At 62.4% G+C, this 4,646-nt stretch carries 6 protein-coding genes and 1 pseudogene; 4 read left to right on the top strand and 3 right to left on the bottom strand.

Annotated elements, in window-relative coordinates; translation table 11 throughout:
- Positions 1-166 (bottom strand): annotated as a pseudogene (locus X744_RS1000000175800) (helix-turn-helix domain-containing protein); the annotation flags it as partial.
- Positions 167-458: 292 nt separating this feature from the next.
- Here X744_RS1000000175800 and X744_RS139900 point away from each other — a divergent pair.
- From X744_RS139900 to X744_RS139915, 4 genes are all read left to right on the top strand, one after another.
- Positions 459-1,211: a thioredoxin family protein gene (locus tag X744_RS139900; RefSeq protein ID WP_023763194.1), complete on the top strand. Its 753-nt coding sequence runs from the start codon at positions 459-461 to the stop codon at positions 1,209-1,211.
- A 214-nt stretch (positions 1,212-1,425) separates the two neighbouring features.
- Positions 1,426-1,686 carry a hypothetical protein gene (locus tag X744_RS139905; RefSeq protein ID WP_023763193.1) on the top strand — a complete coding sequence of 87 codons (261 nt, stop codon included), beginning with the start codon at positions 1,426-1,428 and terminating at the stop codon, positions 1,684-1,686.
- Between the two features lie 398 nt (positions 1,687-2,084).
- Complete coding sequence (locus tag X744_RS139910) at positions 2,085-2,357, top strand: hypothetical protein (RefSeq protein ID WP_023763192.1); 273 nt, start codon at positions 2,085-2,087, stop codon at positions 2,355-2,357.
- Complete coding sequence (locus tag X744_RS139915; RefSeq protein WP_023763191.1) at positions 2,358-2,588, top strand: hypothetical protein; 231 nt, start codon at positions 2,358-2,360, stop codon at positions 2,586-2,588.
- A 91-nt stretch (positions 2,589-2,679) separates the two neighbouring features.
- On the opposite strand, the gene X744_RS139920 is transcribed toward X744_RS139915, so the two are convergent.
- On the bottom strand, positions 2,680-3,612 hold the full coding sequence (locus X744_RS139920) for a bestrophin family ion channel (protein WP_023763190.1): 933 nt from the start codon (positions 3,610-3,612) through the stop codon (positions 2,680-2,682).
- A 217-nt stretch (positions 3,613-3,829) separates the two neighbouring features.
- Positions 3,830-4,450, bottom strand: coding sequence for a TetR family transcriptional regulator (locus X744_RS139925; RefSeq protein WP_032908212.1), 621 nt, complete (start codon positions 4,448-4,450; stop codon positions 3,830-3,832).
- Positions 4,451-4,646: the final 196 nt, after the last annotated feature.

The following is a 4,646-nucleotide window of genomic DNA, read 5'->3' as shown; positions in this document are numbered from 1 at the left end:
CCCGCCGCAGCAGCGCCTTGGCGCGATCGAGATCGCCGAGCTGCGCCATGGCAATGCCGCGCAGCGCCAGCGCCGGCGGATCTTCGCGCAAGGCGACACGATCCAGCGCGCCGAGCGGATCGCCGCCGGCCAGCGCCAGTGCCGCCGCGGTGATCAGCGAGTCCATTCAAATCCCGTCACACTTGTAACTCCCACCCCTGTGTTGCACGCCCTAATTTAAGTCACGGCCGCCAACCAGCAAGCCGTATCGGCAGCGGCACAACAAGGGAAAACCACGCGATGAACGACACTGTCGAGGGCACTGAGCGGATGCGCCACCCCTGCTGCGGCGGGCCGGCTCTTTCAAATCCCGTCACACTTGTAACTCCCACCCCCGCGCTTGACCGACCTATTCTGCCTGACAGCAAGCAACCACACGTCGCAACGGCGCGACAACAGACTGGCAAAGGAGACGACCAATGACCAAGCAGACCGCAATGAAGACCCCGCCGATCGTTTCTAGACAGGATTGGGAAGCCGCCCGCGAACAGATGCTGGTGAAGGAGAAGGCCACGCTGCGCGCCAAGGATGCTTTGGCCGCCGAGCGCCGGCGCATGCCGTGGATGGAAGTCGACAAGGCCTATGTGTTCGAGGGGCCGAATGGCAAGGCGAGCCTGCTCGATCTGTTCGAAGGCCGTCGGCAGTTGATCGTCTACCGCGCCTTCTTCGAGCCCGGCGTGTACGGTTGGCCCGAGCATGCCTGCCGCGGTTGTTCGCTCGGCGCCGACCAGGTCGGCCACCTCGCCCATCTCAACGCCCGCAACACCACGCTCGCCTACGCCTCGCGCGCCCCGCAGGCCGACATTGCCCGGCTGAAGCAGCGGATGGGCTGGGAGATGCCCTGGTACACCATCACCGACAGTTTCGACAAAGACTTCGGTGTCGACGAATGGCACGGCCACAACGTCTTCATCCGCGATGGCGACAAGGTGTTCCGCACCTACTTCATCAACAGCCGCGGAGACGAGGCGATGGGCACCGTCTGGAGCTATCTCGACGCGACGCCGCTTGGCCGCCAGGAGATCTGGGAGGACTCGCCCGAAGGCTATCCGCAGACCCCGCTCTACTCCTGGTGGAACTGGCACGACAATTACGACGCCGGGCCCGACAAGACATGGGAACAAGTGTCGGCCGCCGGCGAAGCCGCGTTCCGGGACAAGGACGGCCAGTAAGGATCTGGCGAGAGCGCTCGGCGCATGCCCCAGCTTGGGTTCCTCGCCCCGCCAAGGCGGGGAGAGGTGGCCGCGTAGCGGCCGGAGAGGGGCTTTCGTAGGGCGCTGTCCCCCCTCTCCGTGTCGGCTCCGCCGGGCCACCTCTCCCCACTCTCGTGGGGCGAGGAACCCAAGTTCTGCCCTCGGTACGGCACAACCATCAGGGAAAAAGACCATGCTCGATATCCATATAGCCACCAGTGGAGCGATCCCCGAAAACATCAATGCGTCCACCCTCGGCATCGCCGATTGGCTATGCCTTGCCGCAGCCCCGACCTTCGCCGTCATGGCGCTGCTTACCTGCATCTTCAGCGGCGATGCGGCCATGCTGTGCATGGGCTCTTCGCCGCTCACCGGAATGGCGGCGATGTATCTCCTCATGAGCGCCTTCCATCTGGCGCCTTGGCTGCGGGTGATCTCCGGCCGGCAAGCCTGATAGGTCTATCGCGCCGCCCCGAATTTTAGACACCTCACACATCGGAGAAAGACAATAAGACTGGTCAGGCTGAGAGCGCCGGGCGGCGGGATCTCCATCGGCAGCCGGGCGGACCAGCATCGCCGCCGTGTTCACGCACTACGAATCCCGGAAGCATTTCGGCAAGGTGTGCCTCGAAGTTTGAGGCGCCAGCAACTCCGACGGCGGGACGACAGGACACCCACTATCCATCAGCAGAAGCTAATTGACAGTCCAAGAGAAACGGCGCTCACTGGCTGGTACAGGTGGATCGCAGCATCAGGCGGGCGACATCGACCGCAGGCATCACCTGAAGCAAATCCCGGGAAAAAGCGCATAGCGCTTTCCCTTGAGAATTGCGTAAAACCAGGGAGGACGCCATGCCAACCGTTATCGGCCATCACAACATCACGAAAGACAGCAAGCACTGGCTCAGTTCACCCAAGCGTAAGGAGCTTTTCGGCTCGCTTGGGATCACCAACATCCGCACTTTCGTCGATCCGCAGAACCCGAAACACGTGGCCGTGATGATGGACGTTCCGGACATGGATAAGATGGCCGCTTTGATGCAGAGTAAGGCAGCAGCCGATGCGATGGCCTATGATGGCGTAGCGCCGGAGTCGCTGGTGATCCTGGTCGAAGCGAAAGGCTAGTTGAGTCGTTCGCTCCAGGGCTTGCGGGATTTGCAACGTTGGCGGCCGCCGCGAGCTGCCGCGCTGCGGAATTGCCGGGGCGAGCGCCGATCACGCGCCGCGCTGTCCACCTGGAAGGACTTGGCGGTGGTCGGCTCCGGCCTGATATTCGAAGAGCATGGCGAGATGGAAGCGAGCGGGCTGCCGGGCGTGCTTCAATTTTTTTCCGTCAAAGGAGCGGACGCGTCCTGACGGCTCCTGTTTCCTTGCCCGGTAACAGCCTAACGCAGGTGCCTGAGCTTGTCGGCATTGCGCATCACATGGATTGCCGCAACGAAGCGCTTCAGGTCGCGATGTCATTGATCGGCAGCCAGGGCTTGGGAAGATCAACCTCCCCAAGCCCGCTGCGCAACTCGATCTCGATGTCGCGGCAGATCTGCGAGATCGGAACATCGTTGGCATTGCCCTCGAAGGGATTGGCGCTGCTTTCGCCGACCTGGTCGAGCGACATATAGGCCCAGCCCAGGAGCGTGCTGAACGGGATCGTCAGCCAGATCGCGATCGGGCCGAGCATGCCGCCCAGTTTGCCCATGTCGGCAAAGACCGGAACCACCCCGAACGGCAACAGGGTGCAAAAGATCATGACGAACATGGAACTGACGATGGCGTATTGCCTTGGATAGGGATTGTTCTTGATACGATCGCAGCGCGCCTGCTGATCATGGAAATCGCGGATCAGCTTGATAAGTTCGACATAGACCTGCGGAGGAATTTTTGCGTCCTTGAGCAACGCATTGACCTGGACCGACTGCATTTCCAAAAGCGCTATCGCCGGCTGAGGCGACTTCAGGACGTCCTCGGCCTGTTCGGCCAACAACGGACGCAGTTCCTCGGCGATCGAACTCGCATCCTCATGGATGCGGTAGCGACGCCGGTATTCGACATTGGCGGCCCGCGCCATGGATTCCCACGGCATCGGCCGGCGTAGGGCGAAGCGCAACGCCGTCATCCAGGCGATATGGCGGTAGATGAGCTGCTTTGCCGTCGGCGCATCGATGAAGTCCCTGCAGAAATTGGACCACAACCGGCTGCTCGCCGTGATTTGCGTAAAGGCCTGCAGCGCGTCACTGCTGCGGGTGAACACCTGCGAATTCTTGAACCCGGCAACGAGTGATACGGTGGTGCCGAGCACGAGCACCACCGGCCATGGCACCGAGAAGCCGGCAATCCCCGGTAGACGGTAGGCGGCGACAGCCAGCCCGCTCACGACCACCATGTAGATGACGCNGACGTGTGCTCTTCCGATCTGAAGCCGGCAATCCCCGGTAGACGGTAGGCGGCGACAGCCAGCCCGCTCACGACCACCATGTAGATGACGCTGCGCCGCGACCATAGCGCGAAATCTATCAACTTGTAGGAACGGCCTACATACATCTCATGCCCCTCAAATCATGGACAGGTCTGGTTGCCGCGCGGTCGGAATCCGGCCGCTCTCACCGTCCCTTTACAGCTCCGAACCGCAACCCGTCCATCAAGAGCTTGACCAGCCGGCGCGAACGGTCGCGCCATTCCGGCGTATCGGGCGCCGAGTAGATGCCGGACAGCGCGTGCAGCACGTCGGACGCGTCGACGTCGCCGCGAATGGTGCCGTCGGCCACCGCGGCTTCGACCAGTTGCCGAAGCGCCTGCGAGACCCGGCCAGACGTGTCGGAAAACAGCGTCGAATTGGTGTTGAGCAGGATGCGCAGGCTGGTCGCCAGGCCGCGCTTGGTGGCGATGTAATCGACGAAGCGCTGCATCCACTGTTCCAGCGCCACATCGGACGGGTGTTTTTCGGCGAGCTCGCCGGCGGCCGCGCACAGCGCCTCCACCTCGCGCCGGTAGACCACTTCGACAAGGTGCTCGCGCGTCGGAAAATGTCGGTAGAGGGTCCCGATGCCGACGCCGGCCTGGCGCGCTATCTCTTCCAGCGAGGCATCGATACCGTGCTCCGCAAAGACGGCTGCCGCCACCTCGACCAGCCGGTCGCGGTTGCGCTGTGCGTCGGCGCGCAACGGCTTTGCCTCCGTGCCTTCGGCCTTCTCTTTAACGATGACGGACGGCTCCACGGCCACTTTTTTCTCCACTACCGAAATATAGGGCTTGAACCCATCCGGGTCAGCCCCCAAGTAATAAACGGAGGCACCTCCGTTTTAGTGGAGCACCTTTATCATATAATCAGGGGAACCGGTATGTCACGTCTGCAAAATGCCGAGCGTGTAATCTCCCCCCTCGAGGGGGAGATGTCGCCGAAGGCGACAGAGGGGGTCG

Source organism: Mesorhizobium sp. LNHC252B00, from assembly GCF_000502955.1.
Lineage (GTDB): Bacteria > Pseudomonadota > Alphaproteobacteria > Rhizobiales > Rhizobiaceae > Mesorhizobium.
The sequence above is the reverse complement of the archived record's forward strand: the minus strand, read 5'-3'. Positions and strand labels throughout refer to the sequence as shown.

Bases quoted from the DNA above. Each gene is read 5' to 3' on its own strand.
- X744_RS139900 (WP_023763194.1), top strand. From the start codon at position 459: ATGACCAAGCAGACCGCAATGAAGACCCCGCCGATCGTTTCTAGACAG.
- X744_RS139905 (WP_023763193.1), top strand. From the start codon at position 1,426: ATGCTCGATATCCATATAGCCACCAGTGGAGCGATCCCCGAAAACATC.
- X744_RS139910 (WP_023763192.1), top strand. From the start codon at position 2,085: ATGCCAACCGTTATCGGCCATCACAACATCACGAAAGACAGCAAGCAC.
- X744_RS139920 (WP_023763190.1), bottom strand. From the start codon at position 3,612: ATGGTGGTCGTGAGCGGGCTGGCTGTCGCCGCCTACCGTCTACCGGGG.